Below are 26,148 nucleotides of genomic sequence, written 5' to 3' on the forward strand. Positions count from 1 at the left end.
GTTTTACAGTTTTAAAAGGATAGGTATTTTGTTTTCTAGTTTTTACGCCAAAAAAAAGGAGTAAAAAGTATTAAAACAGTAAAAAGCTCTAGGCGTCCAATAAGCATTAAAAAAGAACAAAACCATTTAGCTCCTATTGATAAGTGAGCATAATTATTTACAGGACTAACACTACCTATAGCAGGACCAATATTACCTAATGATGAGGCGCATGCACCAATTGCAGATTGAAAATCTAATCCTAATAAAGCTAAAACAACTGTTCCTGTAATAAAAATTAACATGTATAGAATAAAGAAAGATAATATGTTAAAAACAATAGTTTGTTTTACGGCCTTACCATCATAACGAACAGGGATTATTGCATTTGGGTGTAATGATTTTTTAAATTCTAAAAAACTGTTTTTTAACATTATAATATGCCTCACAATTTTTACACCTCCAGATGTTGATCCAGCTGAGCCTCCTAAGAAAAATAAAGAGAAGAATAATGTTGTTACAAAAAAGCTCCACATTGTAAAATCGGCACTTACAAAACCTGTTGTAGTGACTACTGAAATTACTGAAAATAATGAATGACGTATTGCACTTTCTGTTTTACCCCATACCATAGGGTGGTTAATTGTAGTTTGTAAAGCAGGGTCTTGATAAAAAATAATCATTATAGCTATAATAGTAGATATTCCTACTGTACCAAAAAAATAATATTTAAACTCTTCACTTTGAATAACTTTCTTAACCTTTCCCTTTAAAGCAAAATAAGTGAGTACAAAATTAGTACCAGCAACAAACATGAAAATAATAATAATATATTGAATTAGAGGGTTTCCATTCCAATGAGCAACACTTGCATTTTTTGTAGAAAATCCTCCAGTACTAACCGTTGCCATGGCGTGGTTAAGTGCATCAAACCAGTTCATTCCAGCAACTTTTAAAAGTAAGAATTCAACAAAGGTCAGTAATACATAAATTTGCCATAATCGTTTAGCAGTATCTGTAATACGAGGATGTAGTTTGTCAGCTGAAGGTCCAGGTGCTTCTGCCATAAATAACTGCATTCCTCCAATGCCTAATAAAGGTAGTATTGCTATGGTAAGTACAATAATACCCATACCACCAATCCAATGAGTTGCACTACGCCAAAATAGTATTCCTTTAGGCATGGATTCAATATCTGTTAAAATAGAAGAACCTGTTGTTGAATACCCTGATATGGTTTCAAAAAATGCATCTGTAATACTAGGTATACTTCCTGTTAATAAATAAGGAAGCATTCCGGTAATAGATAAAATAAGCCATCCTAAGGTAACAATAAGGTACCCTTCTTTTTTTTGTATTTTTTTGTTATTAGGCTTATTAAAAAAATAAAGAATTAAACCTATTGCTGTAGTTATAATACCTGCATTTAGTATTCCCCATTTACAAGTTTCATTATAATAAAAACTAAAAGGTAGCGAAAACCACATAAATAAACCGTTAAGAATAGCTGTTATTCCTAAAAAGCGATAAATTATTTTAAAATTAAGATTTTCCATTAATTAAATAAATCTTCTACAATTGATATTGCTTCTGGTAAGCAAAAAATTATAGCTTTGTCACCAGTTTGTAGTTGGAAGTCACCAAAAGACATATGAGGTTTACCGTCTCTAATTACACCACCAAAAACAGCTTCTCTAGGAAAACGCAACTCTTTAATTGGTTTTTGAGTAACTTTAGCATCTTTAGGTACTTCAAATTCAAAAACTTCAGCATCAATATTATGTAAGTTAGCTGAAGCTAAAATATCTCCTTTTCGTATGTGACGAAAAATATTACTTGCAGCGATTAGTTTTTTATTAATAAGGGTATTAATACCAATAGTTTGAGAAATATTAATATAGTCCATATTCTCAACTAAAGCTACTGTTTTTTTTACACCTTTAGATTTTGCAACTAAACATGACATTATGTTGGTTTCAGAATCGCCTGTTACGGCAATAAAAGCATCCATTTCTCTAATGTTCTCTTCTTCTAAAAGCTCTATATTTCTACCATCACCATGAATTACTAAGGTGTCTATAAGGTCTTCGGCAAGGCTTAAAGCTTTTTCTTTTTTACGCTCAATTAGTTTAACTTTAAAATTGTCTTTACAAAGGCTTCTAGATGTTTTTCTACCAATACTACTACCTCCAAGAATCATTACATTTTTAATGTTTATTTGTTCTTTTCCAATAATTGGGTGTAATTTATCAATACTGTAGCTAGGTACTGAGAAATAAACTTGATCATTTATTTTATAGGTAGTGTCACCACGTGGAATAATAGTTTGTGCAATTCCTTCTCGTTTTATAGCTATAGTAATAAAGTCTACTAAACTAAATTTTTCTTTAGCCTCTTTAACTGTTAAGTCTAATATTGGCGATTTATATCCAAGGGTGGTTCCCATAATGTTAAAAACACCATTTTCAAAGGCTACTGTATCATTGAAAGAAGATTGATTTAATAATAATTTTATTTCTTCTGCGGCTAAGGCTTCAGGAGAAATCATAAAATCTACCCCAAAATCTTTAAAGTTAATACTGTCATTTTTTAAGAACTCAGGATTATTAATTCGAGCAATTGTTTTTTTTGCGCCTAAAGCTTTACCAATTACAGATATGGTAAAGTTCGTGTTTTGGCTTTCGGTAACTGCTAATAATAAATCGGCAGATTCAATACCAATTTCTTTTAATAACTTAATAGAGGCGGCATCTCCTTTTTTAGTAATAACATCTAAATGATTATTGATGTAGTTAAGCTTTTCGCCATCAAAATCAATTACATAAGTATCTTGTGATTCGTAAGAAAGGAGTTTAGCCAAATGAAAACCAACGTTTCCTGCCCCGGCTATAATAATCTTCATGATTTTAAATTATAAAAGATAGGATGCAAAGATACTATGCTTCTTTGGGGTGTGCAAAAAATGAATTATATTTATCTGAAAATTAGATATGATAGGGTATGAAAAAGATTTCAATTAAGTCTTGGGCTTTAGATGATAGACCTCGTGAAAAATTAATGTTAAAAGGTAAATCAGTTTTGTCAGATGCTGAGTTGGTAGCTATTCTTATAGGTTCAGGTAATAGAGAGGAAAGTGCTGTGGCATTATCTCAAAAAATACTAAATTATGTTAATAATGATTTGAATACCTTAGCTAAATTATCAATAGAAGAGCTAATGAGGTTTAAAGGAATAGGAGAAGCTAAAGCTATTACTATTATTACAGCTCTAGAATTTGGAAAAAGACGGCAATTTGAAAAAAATGCTACTATAACTACAGTAAAAAGTTCATTAGATGCGGCTACTATATTACAATTCTCACTAGGTGATATTGAACATGAAGAGTTTTGGGTGTTATATTTAAATAATTCAAATAAAATTTTAGCAAAGCATCAATTAAGCAAAGGAGGCTTTACCGCAACGTTGGTAGATGTTAGATTGTTATATCAAAAAGCTTTACAGTTATCAGCCGTTGGAGTTATTGTTTCTCATAATCATCCGTCAGGAAAATTAAGCCCTAGTGAATCAGATATTCAGCTTACCAAAAAAATTAAAGAAGCAGGAAGAACTTTAGATATAAAGTTGCTAGATCATTTAATTATTACTCAAAAAGCGTATTTTAGCTTTGCAGACGAAGGAATTTTATAGTATTTGTCTTGTATGACTTTTATTTATTAAAAACATGATACTCATATATACTCATAAAATAACCCCTCGTGTTCGTTATGTTTTTAAGCATATTTTTACACGAATATTACATGTTCCTATTAATTTTACAGGAAAAGTAGAGGAGTTTGTTGCTTATAATGGACCTAAGTTTTCGTACACTAATGTAGCTTTAGGTAAAGAGTTTTTTGTTAAAAGTAATGAGTTGTTATTTCAGCAGGGTGTTAAAGATTTTGAAGTTAATATAAAAAAATGGGATGATGTTCCTTGTTTTTTTCCTACTGATGTACAATCAGAAATTCCGTTTGACATTTTTGCAGCTACCTTTTATCTAATTTCTAGATATGAAGAATATTTACCACATGTAAAAGATGCGCATGCTCGATTTTTAGCAACAGAAAGTATTGCTTATAAAAATAATTTTTTAGAAAAACCAGTAGTTGATATTTGGGCATATAAATTCTTAGAAATTTTAAAAATTAAATTTCCAGATTATGAGCATGCTACTAGAAAATTTGAATATATATCTATATTTGATGTAGATACAGCATATGCTTACAAGTATAAAAGTTTTGTTAGAACTATAGGTGGGTTTTTAAAAGACGCATCTCAGTTCAAAATAATAACAATTTGGAATCGGTTAGCTGTTTTGTTTAATCTTAAGCCAGATCCTTTTAATACATTTGCTACTATTATAGAGTTAAAAAAAATATATGAAGTTCGAACTATTTTTTTCTTTTTAATTGGTGATTATACCACGTTTGACACCAATGTATCTACATCAAAACGAAAATTCAAATTATTAATAAAAGATATGGTTGATTATGCCCGGGTCGGATTACATCCATCATATTATACGATGAATAACAGTGGATTGCTAAAAAAAGAAAAAGAACGTATAGAAAACATTATAAATATGCCTATAAAGCGCTCTTGTCAGCACTATTTGCGAGTATCACTACCTGAAACATATCAAAATTTAATTGATTTAGAAGTAGAAGAAGATTACTCAATGGGGTATGTAAGTCATACTGGTTTTAGAGCAAGTACTTGTACACCATTTTATTTTTATGATTTAGATTTTGAAATTCAAACTCCTTTAAAAATTTTCCCTTTTGCTTTAATTGATACAACATTAAACGATTATATGAAATTGACACCAAAACAATCGTTAGGTAAAATAAGAGACTTAAAAAATGAAGTTAAAGCTGTAAATGGTGTTTTTATAACTGTTTTTCATAATGAGAGTTTAAGTAATTATGAGCGGTGGAGAGGGTGGAAACGAGTTTATAGTGCTACTTTAAAAATAGTAAAAAGTCATTAAAAATAAATAAATGAATGTAAAACACATTTTTTTTGACTTAGACCATACGCTTTGGGATTTTGATAAAAATTCAACCTTAGCTTTTCATCAAATTTTTAAAGAACAGCATATTTTATTAGAAGTTAATAGCTTTACAGACGTTTATAGGCCTATAAATTTAAAATATTGGAAACTCTACAGAGAGGATAAAATTTCAAAATCAGCTTTAAAATTTGATAGGTTAAAAGAAGTTTTTGATGCTTTTGACTATGAGGTAAATGGTGATTTTATCAATCTTATTTCAGAAAAATATATTAAATACTTATCTAATTATAATTACTTACTCGAAGGTGCTGTTGATATTTTAGAATATTTAAGTAAAAAATATGAATTACATATTATTACCAACGGTTATGAAGAAATTCAAAAAAATAAATTAATAAAATCGGGTATAGAAAAATATTTTAATAAAATTATAACAGCAGAAAGTACTGGGGTTAAAAAACCAAGTTCAAAAGTTTTTGAATATGCTTTAATGAGAGCAAATACAACGCCTAAAAACTCCGTAATGATAGGCGATAGTTATGAAGCCGATGTTTTAGGAGCTTTAAATTTAGGTATGTATGCAATTCATTTTACATCTGAAAGTAAAATTGAGCCGAGAGTTTTGAGTGTTAATAAACTAATAAATTTAAAAGAATATTTATAATTAATTTTAGTAATTATATTTGTCTTTCCAACGTTGTTTTAATAAATCTCTAAACTGGTTTTCACGAGCATTATTACCAGGTTCGTATAATTTTGTGTTTTTTATTTCATCAGGTAAAAACTCTTGATTTATAAAATTTCCAGCATAATTATGTGAGTATTGATAATCTTTACCATAATCCAAGTCTTTCATTAATTTTGTTGGTGCATTTCTTAAATGTAACGGAATAGATAAGTCACCAGTTGTTCTTACTAAGTTTTGAGCTTCACCAATAGCTATATATGATGCATTACTTTTAGGAGAATTTGCCAAGTAAATAGCACACTGACTTAAAATAATTCTAGATTCAGGATATCCAATTACTGAAACTGATTGAAACGTACTGTTTGCCATAATAAAAGCTGTTGGATTTGCATTTCCAATATCTTCAGAAGCAGCAATTAACATTCTTCTAGCAATAAATTTAACATCCTCACCGCCTTCAATCATTCTTGCTAGCCAATAAACAGCAGCATTTGGGTCGCTACCTCTAATTGATTTTATAAAGGCAGATACAATATCATAATGTTGCTCGCCAGTTTTATCATATCTTACTGTGTTTTTTTGAACTTTAGATAAAACAAGTTCATTGGTAATTTCCACTTCGGTATCAGCAGCAACAAGTAATTCAAAAATATTTAAAAGTTTACGAGCATCACCACCAGATACTTGTAATAAAGCATCAGTTTCTTTTAATATTATTTTTTTATCAGAAATTAATTCATCTTTTACCATAGCCCTGTTCAAAAGAGCAATAAGGTCATTTTTGTCAAAAGAATTTAAAATATAAACTTGACAACGAGACAGTAGAGCAGGTATTACTTCAAAGCTAGGATTTTCAGTTGTAGCTCCAATTAAAGTTACCCAACCCTTTTCAACAGCTCCTAGTAACGAATCTTGTTGCGATTTACTAAAGCGATGTATTTCATCAATAAATAAAATAGGGTTTTTTTGTGTAAACAAGCTGCCACTTTTTTTAGCTTTCTCTATAACTTCACGCACATCTTTTACTCCTGAGCTTATAGCGCTTAGCGTGTAAAAAGGACGTCCTGATTCATTAGCAATAATGTTAGCTAGCGTTGTTTTGCCAATTCCTGGAGGTCCCCAAAGAATTAAAGATGGAATAATGCCTTGTTTAATATGATTGGTTAAAATTCCGTTTTCGCCTACTAAATGTTGTTGACTAATGTAGTCAGATAAAGTTTGTGGTCGTATTCTTTCTGCCAAAGGTTGATTCATGCCTCAAAAATAGCAAAGATTTATGACAGATGTTCCTAAATTATTGTTTGGATTTATTTTTGTTATTTTTATCAGTATGAAAACAGATACTCAATTAAAATATTCAAATAACATTTTTCTACTGCCCTTTATTTATGTTTTTCTAATATGGTTTGTTTATTGGATCGAAATTAAATTTGGTTTTAATTTTAATAAATTTGGTATTTTACCAAGAGAATTAAATGGGTTAATAGGTATTTTAACTGGGCCTTTTATTCATGGAGATACAAGTCATCTTTTTAATAACTCTGTTCCATTATTTGTATTAGCAAGTTGTCTATATTATTTTTATAATAAAGTTGCTTTAAAGGTTTTAGTTTTTGGCGGATTACTTACAGGCTTTTTAACATGGGCTATTGCTAGAGAATCTTATCATATTGGTGCAAGTGGAATTGTTTATTTACTTTTTAGTTTTGTTTTTTTTAGTGGTATTATTAAAAAGCACTATAGGTTAGTAGCAGTTTCTTTAATTACTATTTTTTTGTACGGAAGTATGATTTGGTATGTGTTACCTATAAAAGACGGAATGTCGTGGGAAGGACATTTATCAGGATTTATAACAGGCTTTTTGTTATCAATTTTATATAGAAAAAGTGGTATCGTCAAAGAAAAGCACATTTTTTCTAAAACAACATTTGATGAAATGTTTGATGAACAAGGTAATTATGTACCGCCAATTATCGAAGAAGTAGAAGAGGTGAGTGAGTTGGAAAATAAAGAAATTGAAGATAAAAATGAAGTAGATAAAACTAATGCTCCTAAAATTTTAAAAATAAATTATATTATTTCAAAATAGTATTTTAATTGTTTTAGAAGCAATTTCCCGCTTTCCGCACTCGCTTTTTTTTGAAGAAAAATCAAAAAAAGAGCTCAAACAATTGCTTCAATCGGGGCTAGGCTTGGTTGTTTGTAAATAGAAATTATACCAGTTTTTTTTATTTTTTACATAAAATAATGCATAAAAAAATCCTGCAAAAAGCAGTATTTTAATTTTTATAATTTTGTAATATATTTATTGTCTTTGTCTCATAGTTTCATAAAGAAAAACCCCACAAGCAACAGAAACATTTAAAGATTCAATATCACCAAGTAAGGGTAATTTTGCTTTGTAATCTGCCATTTTCAAAACAGAATTACTAACACCTTTGTGCTCAGAACCCATTATAATAGCAACTGGCTGATTAAAATCAACATCAAAAACAGAATCTTCTGTTTTTTCGGTAGCGGCTACTAATTTTATATTTTCAGCTTGTAATTGAAACATTGCATCTTTAATATGATCAACTTTACAAATAGGAATTTTAAACGCTGCACCAGCAGAAGTTTTAATAGTTTCAGCATTTACAGGAGCACTACCACTTTTTTGAATAATAATTCCGTTAACACCTGTACATTCTGCTGTTCTAATAATAGCACCAAAGTTTCTAACATCAGATACTTGATCTAGTAGTAAAAATAAAGGCGTTTTATCAGAAGCTAAAGTAGTTTCTAAAAGTGTTTCTAAATCATGAAAATCTATAGGAGAAATCTTAGCAACAGCTCCTTGGTGGTTATTGTGCTTTGACAATCTATCAAGTTTCTCTGTAGGAACAACACTAATCGATATCTTGTTTTTTTTCAATAATTTATCTAATTGAAAAAATAAGTCTCCTCTAAGCCCCTTTTGTAAATATACTTTATTAATTGACGCTTCGCTTTCAATAGCTTCAATTATAGCTCTAATGCCAAAAATAGTAGTGTTTTCTTCCATGCTGCAAATGTAGTTTAATTTGCGAAATAAAAAAACAGTGTAATTTTAGCTTGTTGTAAATACTATAGTTAATGCTTTAAGTTAACTTAATAAGTATTTGATGTTAAAAATAACTCCCTGATATTTGAATGTTTAGAAAAAAAACGTACATTTGCACACTCTTTTAAAATAGAGTAATTTAAGTACAAATTAAAAACAAGCAATAATAGTATGCCAACTATTCAACAATTAGTTCGTAAAGGAAGAACCAAAATAACTAAGAAGAGTAAATCGGCTGCTTTACAAGCTTGTCCTCAGAGACGTGGAGTTTGTACGCGTGTGTATACCACTACACCTAAAAAACCTAACTCAGCAATGAGAAAGGTAGCAAGGGTTAGATTAACAAATGGTAACGAAATTAACGCGTATATTCCAGGTGAAGGACATAACTTGCAAGAGCACTCGATAGTATTAGTTAGAGGTGGAAGGGTAAAAGATTTGCCAGGAGTTAAGTATCACGTAGTACGTGGTGCGTTAGATACTGCAGGAGTTGAGGGTAGAACCCAACGTAGATCTAAGTACGGAGCAAAACGCCCAAAGAAGTAAAATTAATCAATTAACTTTTTTAATGTAAAGACATGAGAAAAAGAAAAGCGAAAAAAAGAGTCCTTTTACCGGATCCAAGGTTTAACGACCAGTTAGTAACGCGTTTTGTGAATAACTTAATGTGGGATGGTAAAAAGTCTGTGGCTTTTAAAGTGTTTTATGATGCAATAGACATCGTAAATGAAAAAAAGACTGACGAAGAAAAGTCAGCTTTAGAGATTTGGAAAGATGGTTTATCTAATGTTATGCCGCATGTAGAGGTTCGTTCTCGTCGTGTTGGTGGAGCAACTTTTCAAATACCAATGCAAATTCGCCCAGACCGTAAGGTGTCTATGGCAATTAAATGGATGATTACTTATACGCGAAAGCGTAATGAAAAAACAATGGCACAACGTTTAGCAGCTGAAATTTTAGCAGCAGCTAAAGAAGAAGGTGCTGCTGTTAAAAAGCGTACTGATACGCATAAAATGGCTGAAGCAAACAAAGCATTCTCACACTTTAGATTCTAAGAAATGGCTAGAAATTTAAAATTTACTAGAAATATTGGTATTGCTGCACATATTGATGCAGGTAAAACTACTACGACAGAACGTGTATTGTATTATACAGGTGTTAGTCATAAAATAGGTGAGGTGCATGATGGTGCCGCAACTATGGACTGGATGGAGCAGGAGCAGGAAAGAGGTATTACAATTACTTCTGCAGCTACTACTTGTGAGTGGAAGTTTCCATTGAATAATGGTGAGGCTACTGATGAAACTAAAGGTTATCACTTTAATATTATTGATACTCCTGGTCACGTTGATTTTACTGTAGAGGTAAATCGTTCGTTAAGAGTTCTTGATGGTTTGGTTTTCTTATTTAGTGCTGTTGATGGTGTTGAGCCTCAGTCAGAAACTAACTGGAGACTTGCAGATAATTATAAAGTTCCTCGTATTGGATTTGTTAACAAAATGGACCGTCAAGGATCTAACTTTATGGCTGTTTGTCAGCAGGTAAAGGATATGTTAAAGTCAAATGCAGTGCCAATTGTAATGAATATTGGTGATGAGGATGAGTTTAAAGGTATCGTAGATTTAGTGAAGAACCGTGCTATTATATGGCATGACGCTACACAAGGATCTACTTTTGATGTTGTTGAAATTCCAGAAGATTTAAAAGAAGAAGCTGCTGAATTAAGAGGTAAACTTATTGAAGAAGTTGCTGCTTATGATGAAAATCTTTTAGAGAAATATATGGAAGATGAAGATTCTATTACTGAAGATGAAGTGCATGCTGCTCTTCGTGCTGCTGTAATGGATATGTCTATTATTCCTATGATTTGTGGGTCGGCATTTAAAAATAAAGGTGTTCAGTTCTTATTAGATGCTGTTTGTCGTTATTTACCTTCTCCTTTAGATAAAGAAGCTGTTGTTGGTGTTAATCCAACCACAGATAAAGAAGAAAGAAGAAAGCCAGATGTAAAGGAGCCTTTTGCTGCGTTGGCATTTAAAATTGCAACAGATCCTTTTGTAGGTCGTTTAGCATTTTTTAGAGCTTATTCTGGTCGTTTAGATGCAGGTTCTTACGTTTTAAATAACCGTTCAGGGAAAAAAGAGCGTATTTCTCGTATCTATCAAATGCATGCTAATAAGCAAAATGCTATTGATTATATTGAAGCTGGAGATATTGGTGCTGCTGTAGGTTTTAAATCTATTAAAACAGGAGATACTTTATCTGATGAAAAGCATCCTATTGTTTTAGAATCTATGGACTTCCCTGATCCAGTAATAGGTATTGCGGTTGAGCCTAAAACTAAGGCAGATGTAGATAAATTAGGAATGTCTTTAGCTAAATTGGCAGAAGAAGACCCTACATTTACAGTTAGAACAGATGAAGCTTCAGGACAGACTATTATTTCTGGAATGGGTGAGTTACACCTAGATATTATTGTTGATCGTTTAAAACGTGAATTCAAAGTAGAGGTTAACGAAGGACAGCCACAAGTAGAGTATAAAGAAGCTATTACAGCTTCTGCAGATCACAGAGAAGTTTATAAAAAACAATCAGGTGGTCGTGGTAAGTTTGCTGATATCGTATTTACTATGGAACCAGCTGATGAGGGTGTTCAAGGTTTACAATTTGAATCTGTAATTAAAGGTGGTAATGTTCCTAAAGAATTTGTTCCTTCTGTAGAGAAAGGTTTTAAAGAGGCTATGAAAAATGGTCCTTTAGCTGGGTACGAAATGGATTCTATGAAAGTAACATTAAAAGATGGATCTTTCCACCCTGTGGATTCTGATCAATTATCTTTTGAGTTAGCTGCAAAAATGGGTTATAAAGCTGCTTCTAAAGCTGCTAGAGCCAAAATTATGGAGCCATTAATGAAATTAGAAGTGTTAACTCCTGAGGAGAACATGGGTGATATCGTTGGTGATTTAAATAGAAGAAGAGGTCAAGTAAATGACATGAGTGATCGTGGAGGAGCAAAAGTTGTAAAAGCTTTAGTTCCATTATCTGAAATGTTCGGTTATGTTACTGCTTTAAGAACTATGTCTTCTGGTAGAGCAACTTCTACAATGGAATTTTCTCATTATGCAGAAACTCCTTCGAATGTTTCTGAGGATGTAATAGCAAAATCTAAAGGTTAATAAGAAATTAAGATGAGCCAAAAAATTAGAATTAAATTAAAATCTTACGATTATAACTTAGTAGATAAGTCTGCAGAGAAAATCGTAAAGACAGTAAAGTCAACAGGAGCTGTAGTAAACGGCCCAATTCCTTTACCAACAAATAAAAAGATTTTTACAGTATTACGTTCACCACACGTAAATAAAAAATCTAGAGAGCAATTTCAATTATCTGCTTACAAAAGATTATTAGACATTTATAGTTCTTCTTCAAAAACTATTGATGCTTTAATGAAGCTTGAGTTACCTAGTGGTGTTGAAGTAGAAATTAAAGTATAAGTAAATAACTAACTTTCGGTTTAATTTTTTTAAACCGAAAGTTTTTTATACTTTTGCACACCAGAATTAATGTTCTGTGGTGTAAATGTTCTAATTTAATTAGAATTAAACATGTCCTAAGGGTTTCGCGAAGGAAAAACGGTAAAAAAACAAATTCAGAGCGAAGGTGTTTTCAGCTCTTTTTTTTTGTTTGAAACTTAAAAGGAAATAAATGAAACATTTGTTTCAAATAATCATTATTAATAGACGCGCTGGATAAATAGAATCTATCGTCTTAAAATTAACAAATATGTCTGGGTTAATAGGTAGAAAAGTAGGTATGACCAGCTTATTCGATGAAAACGGGAAGAATATTCCTTGTACAGTAATCGAAGCAGGGCCATGCGTGGTTACCCAAGTCAGAACCGAAGAGGTTGACGGCTATAGTGCGTTACAGCTTGGTTTCGATGACAAAAAAGCAAAAAGCTCTAATAAAGCTTTAGATGGGCACTTTGCGAAAGCTGGTACATCTGCTAAGAAAAAAGTCATTGAGTTTCAAGGGTTTGAAGGAGAGTATAAATTAGGTGATTCAATTACTGTAGATTACTTTACTGAAGGTGAATTCGTAGATGTTTCTGGAGTTTCAAAAGGTAAAGGTTTTCAAGGTGTTGTTAAACGTCATGGTTTTGCCGGTGTTGGTCAAGCAACTCACGGTCAACATAACCGTTTAAGAGCTCCTGGTTCTATTGGTGCTGCATCATATCCTGCAAGAGTATTTAAAGGAATGCGAATGGCAGGTCGTATGGGTGGAGACAAAGTAAAAGTTCAAAATTTAAAAGTATTAAAAGTGGTTGCAGATAAGAATCTTATCGTTGTAAAAGGAGCAATTCCTGGTCACAAAAATACTTTTGTAACTATCGAAAAATAATGAAAGTAGCAGTTTTAGATATTACAGGAAAAGATACCGGTAGAAAAGTTGAACTTTCTAACGAGGTATTCGCAATTGAGCCAAATGATCACGCTATTTATTTAGATGTAAAGCAGTACTTGGCTAATCAAAGACAAGGTACTCATAAAGCTAAAGAAAGAGCTGAGATTGCAGGTAGTACAAGAAAGATTAAAAAGCAAAAAGGAACAGGTACTGCACGTGCTGGTTCTATCAAGTCTGGAGTATTCAGAGGAGGTGGGCGTATGTTTGGACCTAGGCCAAGAAGCTACTCTTTTAAGTTAAATAAAAATTTAAAGCGTTTAGCACGAAAGTCTGCTTTAAGTATTCAAGTAAAAGAGAATAATTTAGTTGTTGTTGAAGATTTCAATTTCGAAACTCCAAAAACTAAAGAGTTTATCAATGTTTTAAAAGCTTTAGATTTAGACTCTAAAAAGTCTTTATTTGTTTTAGGTGAAGAAAGTAATAATGTTTATTTATCATCTCGTAACTTAAAAGGATCTAAAGTAGTTAATGCTACAGGAATTAATACATATAGTGTTTTAAATGCTAATAAAATAATTATTTCTGAAAGTATTTTAGAAGGAATTGAATCTAATTTAAGTAAATAGGAAAGATATGAGTATTTTAATAAAACCTATTATTACGGAAAAAGCAACAAATGATAGCGAAGTTAATAATCGTTATGCATTTGCTGTAAATAGCAAGGCTAATAAATTGGAAATCAGAGGAGCTGTTGAAGCAACTTATGGTGTAACAATTAAGTCTGTGAAAACTATGAATTATCCTATTAAAAGAAATACTAAACACACTAAAAAAGGTTTAGTTACAGGGATAACGAGTGGATACAAAAAAGCAATCGTTCAGTTAGCTGAAGGAGAAACTATTGATTTTTATAACAATCTTTAAGAAAAGACAAAATGTCAGTTAGAAAATTAAAACCAATAACACCAGGTCAGCGTTTTAGAGTTGTAAATGGGTTCGACACCATTACTACTGATAAGCCGGAGAAATCATTATTAGCTCCGAAAAAACGATCTGGAGGTCGAAACAATCAGGGTAGAATGACTACACGTAATATCGGTGGAGGTCACAAACAAAAATACCGTATTATCGATTTTAAAAGAGATAAACAAGGTATCCCTGCAACAGTTAAAACTATAGAGTATGATCCAAATCGTACTGCATTTATTGCTTTACTTAGTTATGCTGATGGTGAAAAGCGTTATGTAATTGCACAAAACGGTTTAAAAGTAGGTCAAGTAATCGTTTCTGGTAAAGGATTAGCTCCAGAAGTGGGTAATGCTTTATATTTAAGCGAAATACCTTTAGGAACTACTATTTCTTGTATTGAGTTGCACCCAGGTCAAGGAGCTGTAATGGCTCGTTCAGCAGGTTCATTTGCTCAATTAATGGCAAGAGACGGTAAGTATGCAACAGTAAAGTTACCGTCAGGTGAAACAAGGTTAATCTTGTTAACATGTATGGCAACTATTGGAGTTGTTTCTAATTCAGATCACCAATTACTAGTTTCTGGTAAAGCAGGTAGATCTAGATGGTTAGGTAAGCGTCCAAGGACTAATGCTGTGCGTATGAACCCGGTTGATCACCCAATGGGTGGTGGTGAAGGACGTTCTTCAGGAGGACATCCAAGATCAAGAAACGGTATTCCAGCTAAAGGGTTTAAGACTAGATCTAAGACTAAAGCTAGTAATAAGTATATTATAGAACGTAGAAAGAAATAAACCATGGCAAGATCATTAAAAAAAGGACCTTTCGTTCACTATAAATTAGAGAAAAAAGTGTTAGCTAACGTTGAAACTGAGAGTAAATCAGTTATCAAAACTTGGTCAAGAGCAAGTATGATTACTCCAGATTTTGTAGGGCAAACAATTGCAGTTCATAACGGACGTCAGTTTGTACCAGTTTACGTTACTGAAAACATGGTAGGTCATAAATTAGGCGAATTTTCACCAACACGTTCTTTTAGAGGGCACGCTGGTGCAAAAAATAAAGGAAAAAAATAGTAGGAAATTATGGGAAGTCGTAAACATAACATGGCAACACAGTTAAAAGAAGCAAGAAAGTCTAAAGCTTTTGCTAAAATAACTAATTGTCCTACATCACCAAGAAAAATGCGCTTGGTAGCAGATTTAGTAAGAGGTGTTGAAGTTGAAAAAGCTTTACAAATCTTGAAATTTAGTCCAAAAGAAGCATCAAGAAACTTAGAGAAATTGTTAATGTCTGCAATTGCAAACTGGCAAGCTAAGAATGAAGATGCTAGTATCGAAGATGCTGGATTATTTGTAAAATCTATTTGTGTAGATAGCGCAGGTATGTTAAAAAGATTAAGACCAGCTCCACAGGGGCGTGCACATAGAATTCGTAAGCGTTCTAATCACGTTACTTTAGAGTTAGGAGCTAAAAATAAAAGTAATTAATCAAAGTAGAAATGGGACAAAAAACAAATCCAATAGGAAATCGTTTAGGAATTATCAGAGGATGGGAATCTAACTGGTATGGTGGAAATGACTACGGAGATAAATTAGCTGAAGATGATAAAATAAGAAAGTATATTAATGCTAGATTATTTAAAGCAAGTGTATCAAGAGTAATTATTGAGCGTACGCTTAAACTTGTAACCGTTACTATCACTACTGCACGTCCAGGTATCATTATTGGTAAAGGAGGTCAAGAGGTAGACAAGTTAAAAGAAGAGCTTAAGAAAATTACAGGTAAAGAAGTTCAGATTAATATTTTTGAAATTAAGCGTCCAGAATTAGATGCTAAATTAGTAGCAGCAAGTGTTGCTCGTCAAATTGAAAATAGAATTTCTTACAAACGTGCTACTAAAATGGCAATCACAGCAGCTATGAGAATGAATTCAGAAGGGATTAAAATCCAAATTTCGGGTCGTTTAAATGGAGCTGAAATGGCACGTTCTGAACATTATAAAGAAGGAAGAATTCCTCTTTCTACTTTTAGAGCAGACATTGATTATGCACTTGTTGAGGCACATACACAATACGGAAGATTAGGTATTAAGGTATGGATCATGAAAGGTGAGGTATATGGAAAACGTGAATTATCTCCATTAGTAGGATTATCTAAACAAAAAGGTGGTGCTAATAAAGGTGGTGGTAATGCTAAACGTCAGCAACCTCGCAGAAGAAAATAATTTTTAAAATTAGAAATTAAAAATGTTACAGCCAAAAAGAGTAAAATACCGTAAGGTACAGAAGGCGAAAGGAAATATGAAAGGTAACTCTGGTAGAGGTGCTCAACTTTCTAACGGAATGTTTGGTATCAAATCATTAGATCAGAATTTACTTACCTCTCGCCAAATAGAGGCAGCTCGTATTGCGGCAACTCGTCACATGAAGAGAGAAGGACAGCTTTGGATTAAAATATTTCCAGATAAGCCTATTACAAAGAAGCCTTTAGAGGTGCGTATGGGTAAGGGTAAAGGTGCTCCTGATCATTTTGTATCAGTAATTAAACCAGGTAGAATTTTGTTTGAAATTGGTGGTGTACCAATCAATGTAGCAAAAGAAGCTTTACGTTTAGCTGCACAAAAACTTCCTGTAAAAACGAAGTTTGTTATTGCAAGAGATTTTGATTTTAACGCTTAATTCTATATACAATGAAACAATCAGAAATTAAAGAATTAACAACTACTGACCTACAAGGAAGGTTAGTGACGTTAAAGAAAAACTATACGGATCTTAAGATGGCTCATGCCATAACTCCATTGGAAAATCCTTTGCAGATTAAAAGCTTAAGAAAAACTGTAGCAAGAATTGCTACAGAGTTAACTAAAAGAGAATTACAATAATTCTAGTCAGTTTTAAAGATGGAAAAAAGAAATCTTAGAAAAGAGAGAATAGGTGTAGTATCTAGTAACAAAATGGAGAAGTCTATTGTTGTTAATGAGGTAAAAAGAACTAAGCACCCAATGTACGGTAAATTCGTATTAAAGACGAAAAAGTACGTTGCACATGACGAGAATAACGATTGCAATGAAGGAGATACTGTTAGGATAATGGAAACACGTCCTATGAGTAAATCTAAACGTTGGAGATTAGTAGAAATCCTAGATAGAGCTAAATAATATGTTACAGACAGAGTCAAGATTAAGAGTCGCAGATAACACTGGAGCAAAAGAAGTTTTAGTGATTAGAGTATTAGGAGGAACAAGAAAGCGTTACGCTAGTGTTGGAGATAAAATTGTAGTAACTGTAAAGTCTACAACGCCAAATGGAAGTGTAAAGAAAGGTCAAGTATCTCGCGCAGTTGTTGTTCGTACTAAAAAGGAAATTAGACGTAAAGACGGATCATATATCAGATTTGATGATAATGCTTGTGTACTTTTAAATCCTACAGAGGAAATGAGGGGAACACGTGTATTTGGTCCTGTTGCTCGTGAATTACGTGATAAGCAATTTATGAAGATAGTATCATTAGCACCTGAAGTGCTTTAAATCGACAGTAAGATGAAGAAGTTCAAAATTAAATCAGGAGATACTGTTAAAGTATTAGCAGGTGATCACAAAGGATCGGAAGGGAAAGTTTTACAGATTCTTAGAGATAAGGATAGAGTTTTAGTAGAAGGTGTTAATATGGTGTCTAAACACACTAAACCAAGTGCTGCTAATCCTCAAGGTGGAATTGTAAAAAAAGAAGCTTCTTTACACATATCAAACTTAGCTTTAATCGAAAATGGTGAAGCTGTAAAAGTTGGTTATAAAGTAGAAGGAGATAAGAAAATTAGATTTTCAAAAAAATCAGATAAAGCAATATAACCATGAGTTACGTACCAAGATTAAAAGAAGAGTACAAGAGCAGAGTTATCAAAGCTCTTACTGATGAATTCGGTTATAGTAATATAATGCAAGTGCCTAAATTACAAAAAATTGTTGTAAATAAAGGTGTTGGTGCAGCTATAGCAGATAAGAAATTAATAGAATACGCTATTGACGAGTTAACTACTATTACAGGTCAAAAAGCAGTTTCAACTATATCAAAGAAAGATGTTGCAAACTTTAAATTACGTAAAGGTATGCCAATTGGTGCTAAAGTTACGTTAAGAGGAGTTAAAATGTACGAATTTTTAGATAGATTAGTTACCGCTTCTTTACCACGTGTAAGAGATTTTAATGGAATCAAAGCGAATGGTTTTGATGGTAGAGGTAACTACAATTTAGGTATTACTGAACAAATCATTTACCCTGAAATTAATATTGACCAAGTTAAAAAAATTAGCGGTATGGATATTACTTTTGTAACATCTGCAAATACTGATAAAGAAGCTAAGTCATTATTAACTGAATTAGGTTTACCATTTAAAAAGAACTAGAAGATGGCTAAAGAATCAATGAAAGCGCGTGAGCGCAAAAGAGCTAAAGTGGTAGCAAAATATGCAGAAAAGAGAAAAGCTTTAAAAGAAGCTGGAGACTATGAAGCATTACAAAAGTTACCTAAAAACGCATCACCAGTTAGAATGCACAATCGTTGTAAAATAACAGGTCGTCCTAAAGGATATATGCGTCAGTTTGGTATTTCGCGTGTTACTTTCCGTGAAATGGCTAACAATGGATTAATTCCAGGTGTTAAAAAAGCAAGCTGGTAAATTAAAATACTAAAAACCTGAATATGAATATTCAGGTTTTTTTTATAAAACACAGTACTATCATAAAATATATTTTATGATAGTACTGTGTTTTAAGTTTAATGTCTAATTACCTTCTTATTATTCGATAATAACAATAAATGTTTTTAATAATAAAATTGTTTTGTAAAGAGTAATTCAAACTTTATATTTTAAATAATATTTATTTTAAAGGAGTTTTAAAACAGCTTGCTTTATTAATGTTAGTTATTGCAATAAATTAATAATCAAAATGATAATTAATAAAAAATTTGATATCCAGAAAAAATACTTATATTTGCACCCTGTTTTTATAGGTAAATTATGATTTGTAGGTAAATACTAACTAAAATAGTATAATGCCTATGATATTTATTTAAAAAGCAAAAAACGAATATTAACTGGTTTCAGGTTTAGTAATTATAGTAAAACTTACTAAAGATTACTAAAAACCAAAACCGAAATTTAATTAATTATGTATACAGATCCAATTGCGGATTTTCTTACTCGAGTGAGAAATGCTATAGCGGCAAATCATCGAGTAGTTGAGATTCCTGCTTCAAAATTGAAGAAGGAAATGACGAAAATTTTGTTCGATCAAGGTTATGTTTTAAGCTATCAGTTCAATGATGATAAAGTTCAAGGAACAATCAAAATAGCTTTGAAATATGACAGAGACACGAAAGAATCAGTAATCAGAAAGATTCAAAGAATTTCAACACCAGGTTTACGTAAATACGTTGGCGCAAAAGAAATGCCAAGAGTATTAAACGGTTTAGGTATTGCTATTGTTTCTACATCTAGAGGTGTAATGACAAATAAAAAGGCAAAGCTTGAAAATGTTGGTGGTGAAGTATTATGTTACGTTTATTAATCACTTTGTACGATGAGTAGAATAGGAAAAAACCCAATCGCATTACCACAAGGTGTTGAAGTTAAAGTAGACGGAAATGTGGTTACAGTAAAAGGTAAGTTAGGTGAATTAACTCAAGAGTTAAAATCTGATATTACTGCAGAAATTGAAGAAGGTGTTTTAACAGTTAAAAGACCATCAGATAGTAAAGATCATAGAGCAGCACACGGTTTATATCGTTCTTTAATCAGTAATATGATTGAAGGTGTGTCAAATGGTTATACTAAGGAATTAGAGTTGGTAGGTGTAGGTTATAGAGCATCTAACCAAGGGCAAAAGTTAGATTTAGCTTTAGGTTTCTCTCATAATATTGTTTTAAACTTAGCTCCCGAAGTAAAAGTTGAAACAGTATCAGATAAGGGTAAAAACCCTATAGTAAAGTTATCTTCATTCGATAAGCAATTAGTTGGTCAAGTAGCAGCTAAAATTAGATCTTTCCGTAGCCCTGAGCCATATAAAGGAAAAGGAATTAAGTTTGTAGGTGAAGTATTAAGAAGAAAAGCAGGTAAATCTGCATAATAAATAAGAGAAATTATTATGGCATTATCAAAGCTTGAAAGAAGACAACGAATTAAGTATAGAATTAGAAAAGTTATTACAGGAACTGCTACTAAACCTAGATTGTCAGTTTTTAGAAGTAACAAAGAAATTTATGCTCAATTAATTGATGACGTTACTGGTGTAACATTAGTATCTGCATCATCAAGAGATAAAGAAATTACATCTGGTTCTAAATCAGAAGCTGCTACTGCAGTAGGAAAAGCAATTGCTGAAAGAGCTACTGCAAAAGGTTTTGAAGCTATTTCTTTTGATAGAAATGGGTTTTTATACCACGGTAGAATTAAAGTGTTAGCTGAAGCTGCTAGAGAAGCTGGTTTAAAATTTTAAGAAATTATATTATGTTAGGATATAAAAACGTAGAAAGAGTAAAACCAAGCGGATTAGAGCTTGTAGATAAATTAGTAGGTGTACAACGTGTTACTAAAGTAACTAAAGGGGGTAGAGCATTTGGTTTCTCTGCAATCGTAATAGTTGGAGATGGTAACGGTGTTGTTGGTCATGGATTAGGTAAATCTAAAGATGTAGCTTCTGCTATTGCTAAAGCAATTGAAGATGCAAAGAAAAGTTTAGTACGTATTCCTCTTTTAGATGGAACTTTACCTCATGAGCAAAAAGGTAAGTTTGGCGGTGCGAAAGTATTTATAAAGCCAGCTTCACATGGTACAGGGGTTATAGCCGGTGGTGCAGTACGTTCGGTATTGGAATCTGTTGGAGTAAAGGATGTATTATCTAAGTCTCAAGGATCATCAAATCCTCACAACGTAGTTAAGGCTACTTTTGATGCTTTATTACAATTACGTAATGCTGCTACTATTGCTAAGCAAAGAGGTATTTCTTTAGAGAAAGTTTTTAACGGTTAAAATTTAAGACGATGAGTAAAATTAAAGTTACACAAGTAAGAAGTAAAATAGGTCGCCTTAAAAGTCAAAAAGCAACGTTAGAGGCATTAGGTTTACGTAAAATGAACCAAACTGTAGAGCATGACGCTACAGCTCCAATTTTGGGAATGGTAAAAACAGTTTCACACTTAGTTTCTGTAGAAGAAATTAAATAAGACAATAATAATATGAGTTTACATAACTTAAAGCCTGCAGCAGGATCTACTAAGAGCGGTAAAAGAATCGCTCGTGGTGAAGGTTCTGGACATGGAGGTACCTCTACAAGAGGTCATAATGGTCAGAAATCTCGTTCTGGTTATTCTCGTAAAATAGGATTTGAAGGAGGGCAGATGCCACTTCAAAGACGTGTACCTAAATTTGGTTTCACAAACATTAATCGTAAAGAGTATGTAGGTGTAAATTTAGATAAGTTACAGGGATTAGTTGAAAATGGAAAGATTACAGATACGGTTACTTTAGAGGTTTTGGTAGAAAACCGTTTAGCTCGTAAAAACGACTTAGTAAAAATACTAGGTGGTGGAGAGTTAAAAGCTAAACTAAACATAACTGTACATAAATTTACTGCAACAGCAAAAGCGGCTATTGAAGCTGCAGGAGGTGAGGTAGTTACACTATAATAACTGTAAATGATGAATTTTATAAATACTTTAAAAGACATTTGGAAAATAGAAGAGTTAAAAGAGAAATTACTTTTAACCTTAGGTTTAATTACTGTTTACCGCTTTATGTCGGCAGTTCCATTACCTGGAATTGATCCTACACAGTTATCAGCGTTGCAAGACAGTACTTCAAGTGGACTTTTGGGTTTATTAAACGCATTTACAGGTGGTGCATTTGCTAGAGCTTCAGTAATGGCTCTTGGTATAATGCCTTATATTTCTGCATCTATTGTTGTACAGTTAATGGGTATTGCGGTACCATATTTACAAAAACTACAAAAGGATGGAGAAAGTGGACGTAAGAAAATTACGCAAATAACAAGATGGCTTACAATTGCTATTACCTTGTTTCAAGCACCAACTTATATTGGTATTATTCAAAACCAAATGGGACTTGGGCCTGAAGCATTTTTAGTAACAGGAGCTACATTTTGGGTGTCATCAATTATACTTTTATCTGCAGGAACAATTTTTGCTATGTGGTTAGGAGAGCGTATTACAGACAAAGGAGTTGGTAATGGAATTTCATTATTAATTACAGTAGGTATTATTGCTAACTTTCCTAGTGCTTTTATACAAGAAATTGTTTCTAAACAAACAGCAGGTGCAGGGGGTATTATGATGATTCTAATCGAATTAATAGTTTGGTTTGTAGTGATTTTGTTAACGGTATTATTAGTTACAGCGGTACGAAAAGTAGGAGTTCAATACGCTCGTCGTACAGCAGTTACTGATATTAAAGATGTTGATGGTGCACGCCAGTATATTCCATTAAAATTGAACGCGTCAGGTGTTATGCCAATTATTTTTGCACAAGCTATTATGTTTTTACCAGTAGCTTTAGGTCAAAAATTTCCAGCTTTAAATAGTTTAACTGATAATTTTGGATGGCAGTACAACCTAATATTTGCTCTTTTGATAATAATTTTTAGTTATTTCTACACAGCGATTACAATTCCTACCAATAAAATGGCTGAAGATTTGAAAAGAAGTAATGGTTTTGTACCTGGTTATAAGCCTGGTGAAGAAACTGCAAATTATTTAGACGCTGTATTATCTAAGATAACTTTTCCAGGTTCTTTATTTTTAGCTGCTTTATCAATTTTACCAGCTATTATTGTAAAGTTTGGGGTAACTCAAAACTGGGCTATGTTTTTTGGAGGAACATCTTTAATTATTATGGTTGGTGTTGCAATAGACACCATACAGCAAATTAATTCGTATTTATTAAATAATCGTTATGATGGTTTAATGAAAACGGGTAACAGTAACAGAAAATCATTAAAATAGTATGGCTAAACAACCAGCAATTCAACAAGACGGAACAATTACAGAAGCATTATCAAATGCAATGTTCCGTGTAGAATTAGAAAACGGACATATTGTTACGGCACACATTTCAGGGAAAATGCGTATGCATTATATAAAACTTTTACCAGGAGATAAAGTAAAGTTAGAAATGAGTCCTTATGATTTATCAAAGGCAAGAATTACTTACAGATATTAAAAAAACAGACTGATGAAAGTAAGAGCATCATTAAAGAAAAGAAGTGCCGAGTGCAAGATTGTACGAAGAAAAGGCAGATTATACGTAATAAATAAAAAGAATCCTAGATTTAAACAAAGACAAGGGTAATGGCAAGAATAGCAGGTATTGATATTCCAAAGAATAAAAGAGGTGTTATCGCTTTAACTTACATCTTTGGTATAGGAAACAGTAGAGCTAAAGAAGTTTTAGCAACAGCAAATATAGATGAGAGTATCAAAGTTCAAGATTGGACAGATGATCAAATTGCAGCGATTCGTGAGCAAGTAGGAACTTTTACTATTGAAGGTGAGTTACGTTCAGAGGTTCAGATAAACATTAAGCGTTTAATGGATATCGGATGTCAAAGAGGTATCCGTCACAGACTTGGTTTACCATTAAGAGGACAAAGAACAAAGAATAACTCTCGTACAAGAAAGGGTAAGAGAAAAACTGTAGCTAACAAGAAAAAATAATCATTGATTATTTTTTACTAATAGTAAAGAATTATGGCAAAGTCTAAAATAGCAAAAAAACGTAAAGTTATAATAGAATCAGTAGGTGAAGCTCACGTAACTGCATCTTTTAACAACATTATTATATCTTTAACAAATAAAAAAGGTGACGTTATATCTTGGTCATCTGCAGGTAAAATGGGTTTTAGAGGTTCTAAAAAGAATACTCCATACGCAGCTCAATTAGCCGCAGAAGATTGTGCTAACGTAGCAAAGGAAGCAGGTTTACGTAAAGTAAAGGTGTATGTTAAAGGACCTGGTAATGGTAGAGAATCTGCAATCAGATCTATTCACAATGCAGGAATTGAGGTAACAGAAATTATAGATGTTACTCCTATTCCTCATAATGGATGTAGACCACCTAAAAGAAGAAGAGTATAAGTTGATTTAATCAACTTATACTTTTATTAGCGTCTTTTGTACGCAAAAAAAATATTTTAACTAAAGTAGGAGTGAGATTATCGAAGGAGTAAGCCTTAATTCATAATCCCTACTAAAATAATAAGAAATGGCAAGATATACAGGACCAAAAACAAAAATTGCTCGTAAATTTGGTGAAGCAATTTTTGGAGAAGATAAAAGTTTCGAGAAAAGAAATTACCCTCCAGGACAGCATGGAAATGCTAGAAGAAGAGGAAAAAAATCTGAATATGCAACTCAATTAATGGAGAAGCAAAAAGCGAAATACATGTATGGTATTTTAGAACGTCAATTCCGTAATTTATTCAAGAGCGCACAAGCAGCTGGAGGTGTTACAGGTGAAGTTTTATTACAATTATGTGAATCTCGTTTAGATAATGTAGTATTCCGTTTAGGAATTGCTAACTCTCGTAGTGGAGCTCGTCAATTAGTATCACACCGTCATATCACTGTAAATGGATCAATAGTAAATATTCCATCATATAACTTACAAGCAGGAGATGTTGTAGCAGTAAGAGAGAAGTCTAAGTCTTTAATAGCTATAGAAAATGCATTAGCATCTAATAGTAATGTTTACGAATGGTTAAGCTGGAATTCTGATTTAAAGTCAGGTACTTTTATTAAAGCTCCTGAAAGATTACAAATTCCTGAAAATATTAAAGAACAATTGATTGTAGAATTATATTCTAAATAATAAATTAATCACCTTGGTATTTAGCCAAAGGGTTTATACGCATTTCTTCAAGCTAATAAACCGCGCAACTAAATAACAATTAAAACGAAGAAAAATGGCAATTTTAAATTTTCAGAAGCCTGATAAAGTAATAATGATTGAATCTACTGATTTTTCAGGTAGATTTGAATTCAGGCCTCTAGAACCAGGTTTTGGATTAACGGTTGGTAATGCTTTAAGAAGAGTATTATTATCTTCATTAGAAGGTTTTGCTATTACATCATTACGAGTTGATGGCGTAGATCATGAATTCTCAACAATTCAAGGAGTTGTAGAAGATGTTACAGAAATCATTTTAAATTTAAAACAAGTTCGTTTTAAAAAACAAATTGAAGAGACTGATAGAGAAACTGTATCAATAGCGGTTTCTGGTCAAGATCAATTTACTGCTGGAGATTTACAAAAATTTACATCAGGATTTCAAGTGTTAAATCCTGATTTAGTACTTTTTAATTTGGATAAATCAGTAAGTTTTAATGCTGAAATTACTATTGAAAAAGGTAGAGGTTTTGTGCCAGCAGAAGAAAATAAAAGAGCAGGTGCACCATTAGGTACAATTTTTACAGATTCTATTTACACTCCTATAAAGAATGTAAAATATGCTGTTGAAAATTTTCGTGTAGAACAAAAGACTGATTTCGAAAAATTAGTTTTCGATATCGATACTGACGGTTCTATTAATCCTAAAGATGCATTGACTGAAGCAGCTAAAATTTTAATTCACCACTTTATGTTATTCTCAGATGAGCGTATCACTTTAGAGGCAGATGAAATTGCTCAAACTGAAACATATGATGAGGAATCATTACATATGCGTCAGTTATTAAAGACGAAATTAGTAGATATGGATTTATCTGTTCGTGCTTTAAACTGTTTAAAAGCTGCTGAAGTAGATACTTTAGGAGATTTAGTGTCGTTCAATAAAAGCGATTTAATGAAATTTAGAAATTTTGGTAAAAAATCATTAACTGAATTAGATGAGTTAGTGGCTAATAAAAACCTTAATTTTGGAATGGATTTAAGTAAATACAAATTAGATAGAGATTAACCTTTCA

The 26,148-nt window shown here is 32.2% G+C and carries 39 protein-coding genes; 35 read left to right on the forward strand and 4 right to left on the reverse strand.

Features of this window, described 5'->3' with window-relative positions; all coding sequences use genetic code 11:
• Positions 1 to 35: 35 nt before the first annotated feature.
• Both ACN5J4_RS10040 and trkA read right to left on the reverse strand, forming a co-directional pair.
• A complete protein-coding gene (locus ACN5J4_RS10040) occupies positions 36 to 1,535 on the reverse strand; it encodes a TrkH family potassium uptake protein (RefSeq protein ID WP_418649865.1) in 1,500 nt (499 codons plus the stop codon).
• Entirely contained in the window at positions 1,535 to 2,881 is a 1,347-nt protein-coding gene (gene trkA / locus ACN5J4_RS10045; protein WP_418649866.1) for a Trk system potassium transporter TrkA, read from the reverse strand. Before trkA ends, ACN5J4_RS10040 begins: the two co-directional genes overlap by 1 nt.
• Positions 2,882 to 2,979: 98 nt before the next feature.
• Between trkA and radC the strand changes: the two genes are divergently transcribed.
• Genes radC through ACN5J4_RS10060 form a run of 3 tightly spaced genes read left to right on the forward strand, consistent with a single transcriptional unit; the run spans position 2,980 to position 5,696 of the window.
• Positions 2,980 to 3,666 carry a RadC family protein gene (gene radC, locus ACN5J4_RS10050; RefSeq protein ID WP_418649867.1) on the forward strand — a complete coding sequence of 229 codons (687 nt, stop codon included), beginning with the start codon at positions 2,980 to 2,982 and terminating at the stop codon, positions 3,664 to 3,666.
• 34 nt (positions 3,667 to 3,700) lie between these two features.
• Entirely contained in the window at positions 3,701 to 5,008 is a 1,308-nt protein-coding gene (locus tag ACN5J4_RS10055; RefSeq protein WP_418649868.1) for a polysaccharide deacetylase family protein, read from the forward strand.
• Between the two features lie 10 nt (positions 5,009 to 5,018).
• Positions 5,019 to 5,696 (forward strand): YjjG family noncanonical pyrimidine nucleotidase, encoded by a 678-nt coding sequence (locus ACN5J4_RS10060; protein WP_418649869.1) that lies wholly within the window; start codon positions 5,019 to 5,021, stop codon positions 5,694 to 5,696.
• A 6-nt stretch (positions 5,697 to 5,702) separates the two neighbouring features.
• Here the strand turns inward: ACN5J4_RS10060 and ACN5J4_RS10065 are convergent, their stop codons facing one another.
• Positions 5,703 to 6,974 (reverse strand): replication-associated recombination protein A, encoded by a 1,272-nt coding sequence (locus ACN5J4_RS10065; protein WP_418649870.1) that lies wholly within the window; start codon positions 6,972 to 6,974, stop codon positions 5,703 to 5,705.
• A gap of 22 nt (positions 6,975 to 6,996) precedes the next feature.
• Here ACN5J4_RS10065 and ACN5J4_RS10070 point away from each other — a divergent pair, with 22 nt between their 5' ends.
• Positions 6,997 to 7,809, forward strand: coding sequence for a rhomboid family intramembrane serine protease (locus ACN5J4_RS10070; protein ID WP_418649871.1), 813 nt, complete (start codon positions 6,997 to 6,999; stop codon positions 7,807 to 7,809).
• A 216-nt stretch (positions 7,810 to 8,025) separates the two neighbouring features.
• On the opposite strand, the gene rlmB is transcribed toward ACN5J4_RS10070, so the two are convergent.
• Positions 8,026 to 8,763, reverse strand: coding sequence for a 23S rRNA (guanosine(2251)-2'-O)-methyltransferase RlmB (rlmB, locus tag ACN5J4_RS10075; RefSeq protein ID WP_418649872.1), 738 nt, complete (start codon positions 8,761 to 8,763; stop codon positions 8,026 to 8,028).
• A 210-nt stretch (positions 8,764 to 8,973) separates the two neighbouring features.
• On the opposite strand from rlmB, the gene rpsL reads away from it, so the two are divergent.
• The 31 genes from rpsL (at position 8,974) to ACN5J4_RS10230 (ending at position 26,141) form a co-directional block, all read left to right on the forward strand.
• Positions 8,974 to 9,348, forward strand: coding sequence for a 30S ribosomal protein S12 (gene rpsL, locus ACN5J4_RS10080; RefSeq protein ID WP_028887479.1), 375 nt, complete (start codon positions 8,974 to 8,976; stop codon positions 9,346 to 9,348).
• Positions 9,349 to 9,380: 32 nt separating this feature from the next.
• Positions 9,381 to 9,857 (forward strand): 30S ribosomal protein S7, encoded by a 477-nt coding sequence (gene rpsG / locus ACN5J4_RS10085; RefSeq protein WP_058885440.1) that lies wholly within the window; start codon positions 9,381 to 9,383, stop codon positions 9,855 to 9,857.
• 3 nt (positions 9,858 to 9,860) lie between these two features.
• On the forward strand, positions 9,861 to 11,978 hold the full coding sequence (gene fusA / locus ACN5J4_RS10090) for an elongation factor G (RefSeq protein WP_418649873.1): 2,118 nt from the start codon (positions 9,861 to 9,863) through the stop codon (positions 11,976 to 11,978).
• 12 nt (positions 11,979 to 11,990) lie between these two features.
• Entirely contained in the window at positions 11,991 to 12,296 is a 306-nt protein-coding gene (gene rpsJ, locus ACN5J4_RS10095) for a 30S ribosomal protein S10 (RefSeq protein ID WP_024740605.1), read from the forward strand.
• A gap of 289 nt (positions 12,297 to 12,585) precedes the next feature.
• A complete protein-coding gene (gene rplC, locus ACN5J4_RS10100) occupies positions 12,586 to 13,203 on the forward strand; it encodes a 50S ribosomal protein L3 (protein ID WP_418649874.1) in 618 nt (205 codons plus the stop codon).
• Entirely contained in the window at positions 13,203 to 13,832 is a 630-nt protein-coding gene (rplD, locus tag ACN5J4_RS10105; RefSeq protein WP_418649875.1) for a 50S ribosomal protein L4, read from the forward strand. Before rplC ends, rplD begins: the two co-directional genes overlap by 1 nt.
• Before the next feature lie 7 nt (positions 13,833 to 13,839).
• Complete coding sequence (gene rplW / locus ACN5J4_RS10110; RefSeq protein ID WP_418649876.1) at positions 13,840 to 14,130, forward strand: 50S ribosomal protein L23; 291 nt, start codon at positions 13,840 to 13,842, stop codon at positions 14,128 to 14,130.
• Positions 14,131 to 14,141: 11 nt separating this feature from the next.
• On the forward strand, positions 14,142 to 14,966 hold the full coding sequence (rplB, locus tag ACN5J4_RS10115) for a 50S ribosomal protein L2 (protein WP_418649877.1): 825 nt from the start codon (positions 14,142 to 14,144) through the stop codon (positions 14,964 to 14,966).
• Positions 14,967 to 14,969: 3 nt separating this feature from the next.
• Positions 14,970 to 15,248: a 30S ribosomal protein S19 gene (rpsS, locus tag ACN5J4_RS10120; RefSeq protein ID WP_150900307.1), complete on the forward strand. Its 279-nt coding sequence runs from the start codon at positions 14,970 to 14,972 to the stop codon at positions 15,246 to 15,248.
• Between the two features lie 9 nt (positions 15,249 to 15,257).
• A complete protein-coding gene (gene rplV, locus ACN5J4_RS10125) occupies positions 15,258 to 15,662 on the forward strand; it encodes a 50S ribosomal protein L22 (RefSeq protein WP_418649878.1) in 405 nt (134 codons plus the stop codon).
• A gap of 11 nt (positions 15,663 to 15,673) precedes the next feature.
• Positions 15,674 to 16,399: a 30S ribosomal protein S3 gene (rpsC, locus tag ACN5J4_RS10130; protein WP_418649879.1), complete on the forward strand. Its 726-nt coding sequence runs from the start codon at positions 15,674 to 15,676 to the stop codon at positions 16,397 to 16,399.
• 22 nt (positions 16,400 to 16,421) lie between these two features.
• On the forward strand, positions 16,422 to 16,853 hold the full coding sequence (gene rplP / locus ACN5J4_RS10135) for a 50S ribosomal protein L16 (RefSeq protein ID WP_418649880.1): 432 nt from the start codon (positions 16,422 to 16,424) through the stop codon (positions 16,851 to 16,853).
• Positions 16,854 to 16,864: 11 nt separating this feature from the next.
• Entirely contained in the window at positions 16,865 to 17,056 is a 192-nt protein-coding gene (gene rpmC, locus ACN5J4_RS10140) for a 50S ribosomal protein L29 (protein ID WP_418649881.1), read from the forward strand.
• Positions 17,057 to 17,074: 18 nt separating this feature from the next.
• The gene (gene rpsQ, locus ACN5J4_RS10145) at positions 17,075 to 17,332 is read left to right on the forward strand and encodes a 30S ribosomal protein S17 (RefSeq protein WP_418649882.1); all 258 of its coding nucleotides are present in this window, start codon (positions 17,075 to 17,077) and stop codon (positions 17,330 to 17,332) included.
• A gap of 1 nt (position 17,333) precedes the next feature.
• On the forward strand, positions 17,334 to 17,702 hold the full coding sequence (rplN, locus tag ACN5J4_RS10150; protein WP_418649883.1) for a 50S ribosomal protein L14: 369 nt from the start codon (positions 17,334 to 17,336) through the stop codon (positions 17,700 to 17,702).
• Between the two features lie 12 nt (positions 17,703 to 17,714).
• Positions 17,715 to 18,023: a 50S ribosomal protein L24 gene (rplX, locus tag ACN5J4_RS10155; protein ID WP_418649884.1), complete on the forward strand. Its 309-nt coding sequence runs from the start codon at positions 17,715 to 17,717 to the stop codon at positions 18,021 to 18,023.
• Positions 18,024 to 18,025: 2 nt separating this feature from the next.
• Complete coding sequence (gene rplE / locus ACN5J4_RS10160) at positions 18,026 to 18,577, forward strand: 50S ribosomal protein L5 (RefSeq protein WP_418649885.1); 552 nt, start codon at positions 18,026 to 18,028, stop codon at positions 18,575 to 18,577.
• Between the two features lie 3 nt (positions 18,578 to 18,580).
• Positions 18,581 to 18,850 (forward strand): 30S ribosomal protein S14, encoded by a 270-nt coding sequence (gene rpsN / locus ACN5J4_RS10165; RefSeq protein ID WP_418649886.1) that lies wholly within the window; start codon positions 18,581 to 18,583, stop codon positions 18,848 to 18,850.
• Between the two features lie 493 nt (positions 18,851 to 19,343).
• Positions 19,344 to 19,742 carry a 30S ribosomal protein S8 gene (rpsH, locus tag ACN5J4_RS10170; RefSeq protein ID WP_418649887.1) on the forward strand — a complete coding sequence of 133 codons (399 nt, stop codon included), beginning with the start codon at positions 19,344 to 19,346 and terminating at the stop codon, positions 19,740 to 19,742.
• Positions 19,743 to 19,754: 12 nt separating this feature from the next.
• On the forward strand, positions 19,755 to 20,300 hold the full coding sequence (gene rplF, locus ACN5J4_RS10175; protein ID WP_418649888.1) for a 50S ribosomal protein L6: 546 nt from the start codon (positions 19,755 to 19,757) through the stop codon (positions 20,298 to 20,300).
• An 18-nt stretch (positions 20,301 to 20,318) separates the two neighbouring features.
• Positions 20,319 to 20,669, forward strand: coding sequence for a 50S ribosomal protein L18 (gene rplR, locus ACN5J4_RS10180; RefSeq protein WP_418649889.1), 351 nt, complete (start codon positions 20,319 to 20,321; stop codon positions 20,667 to 20,669).
• A gap of 8 nt (positions 20,670 to 20,677) precedes the next feature.
• Positions 20,678 to 21,202 carry a 30S ribosomal protein S5 gene (gene rpsE / locus ACN5J4_RS10185; RefSeq protein WP_101903633.1) on the forward strand — a complete coding sequence of 175 codons (525 nt, stop codon included), beginning with the start codon at positions 20,678 to 20,680 and terminating at the stop codon, positions 21,200 to 21,202.
• An 11-nt stretch (positions 21,203 to 21,213) separates the two neighbouring features.
• A complete protein-coding gene (gene rpmD / locus ACN5J4_RS10190) occupies positions 21,214 to 21,396 on the forward strand; it encodes a 50S ribosomal protein L30 (protein WP_418649890.1) in 183 nt (60 codons plus the stop codon).
• Between the two features lie 12 nt (positions 21,397 to 21,408).
• On the forward strand, positions 21,409 to 21,858 hold the full coding sequence (rplO, locus tag ACN5J4_RS10195) for a 50S ribosomal protein L15 (protein ID WP_218771178.1): 450 nt from the start codon (positions 21,409 to 21,411) through the stop codon (positions 21,856 to 21,858).
• A gap of 12 nt (positions 21,859 to 21,870) precedes the next feature.
• Positions 21,871 to 23,190, forward strand: a complete 1,320-nt coding sequence (gene secY / locus ACN5J4_RS10200) for a preprotein translocase subunit SecY (RefSeq protein WP_418651165.1) — start codon at positions 21,871 to 21,873, stop codon at positions 23,188 to 23,190.
• 1 nt (position 23,191) lies between these two features.
• Positions 23,192 to 23,407 carry a translation initiation factor IF-1 gene (gene infA / locus ACN5J4_RS10205; RefSeq protein ID WP_024740627.1) on the forward strand — a complete coding sequence of 72 codons (216 nt, stop codon included), beginning with the start codon at positions 23,192 to 23,194 and terminating at the stop codon, positions 23,405 to 23,407.
• Between the two features lie 12 nt (positions 23,408 to 23,419).
• Positions 23,420 to 23,536, forward strand: a complete 117-nt coding sequence (ykgO, locus tag ACN5J4_RS10210; protein ID WP_073316873.1) for a type B 50S ribosomal protein L36 — start codon at positions 23,420 to 23,422, stop codon at positions 23,534 to 23,536.
• A complete protein-coding gene (gene rpsM / locus ACN5J4_RS10215) occupies positions 23,536 to 23,901 on the forward strand; it encodes a 30S ribosomal protein S13 (RefSeq protein WP_418649891.1) in 366 nt (121 codons plus the stop codon). The genes ykgO and rpsM overlap by 1 nt, the downstream gene beginning before the upstream one ends.
• 33 nt (positions 23,902 to 23,934) lie before the next feature.
• Positions 23,935 to 24,321, forward strand: a complete 387-nt coding sequence (gene rpsK, locus ACN5J4_RS10220) for a 30S ribosomal protein S11 (RefSeq protein ID WP_418649892.1) — start codon at positions 23,935 to 23,937, stop codon at positions 24,319 to 24,321.
• Positions 24,322 to 24,448: 127 nt separating this feature from the next.
• Entirely contained in the window at positions 24,449 to 25,054 is a 606-nt protein-coding gene (gene rpsD, locus ACN5J4_RS10225; protein WP_418649893.1) for a 30S ribosomal protein S4, read from the forward strand.
• A 94-nt stretch (positions 25,055 to 25,148) separates the two neighbouring features.
• Complete coding sequence (locus ACN5J4_RS10230) at positions 25,149 to 26,141, forward strand: DNA-directed RNA polymerase subunit alpha (RefSeq protein WP_418649894.1); 993 nt, start codon at positions 25,149 to 25,151, stop codon at positions 26,139 to 26,141.
• Positions 26,142 to 26,148 lie beyond the last annotated feature (7 nt).

This window comes from Tenacibaculum aestuariivivum, assembly GCF_964507685.1.
Classification (GTDB): Bacteria; Bacteroidota; Bacteroidia; order Flavobacteriales; family Flavobacteriaceae; genus Polaribacter; species Polaribacter aestuariivivum.